Below are 689 nucleotides of genomic sequence, written 5' to 3' on the forward strand. Positions count from 1 at the left end.
GCTCCGCCGGCCCAGCCCCGCCGGCCAGCACCGCGCGCCGCCGAGCCCGAGGGGGACGAACCACGCCCCGCGCGGCTCGCGAGGCTGCTGTCGATCCGAGCCCTGGTGCTCTGCGTCGTGCTGCTCGTGGGCTTCACCCTGCTGTTCCCGACCGTGCGCGCCTACCTCGGTCAGCGGGCCGAGCTCGCCGCCCTCGAGCAGAGCGTGCTCGACGCCGAGCAGCACGAGCGGGAGCTCGAGGCAGACCTCGCGAGGTGGGACGACCCCGCCTACGTGCAGGCCCAGGCCAGGGCTCGCCTCTCCTTCGTGTTCCCCGGGGAGACCGCCTACCGCGTGATCGACCCCGAGGTGGTCGAGGAGGAGGCCTTGGCCGAGGGAGCCCCGGCCGGTGACGAGACCGGGCCCACGCTGCCCGTCGACGGCTCCGGCACCCCCTGGTACACGACGATCTGGAGCTCGGTGCAGATCGCCGGGGAGCTCGAGGTCGTCGACCCCGAGGCCCCGGTCGAGGAGCCCGCCGACGGCGACGCCGAGCCGGCTCCGCAGGACGACCCCGCCGCCCCCAGCGACCCCGCAGGCCCCAGCGACCCCGCTGGCACGACCGACACCGAGGAGACCGAGTGAGCACCGCCGAGCAGGTCAGCGATGCCGACATCGTCACCCTCGCCGAGCAGCTCGGCCGCCCGCCG

General features: G+C 75.5%; 1 protein-coding gene. It reads left to right on the forward strand.

Annotation, left to right across the window (positions count from 1 at the left end):
* A partial coding sequence (locus L0B03_RS18735) for a septum formation initiator family protein (protein WP_250448618.1) occupies positions 1-624 on the forward strand: 624 nt, incomplete at its 5' end.
* Positions 625-689: the final 65 nt, after the last annotated feature.

It is taken from the genome of Actinotalea sp. C106 (assembly GCF_023630195.1).
In the GTDB taxonomy this organism is placed as follows: Bacteria; Actinomycetota; Actinomycetes; order Actinomycetales; family Cellulomonadaceae; genus Actinotalea.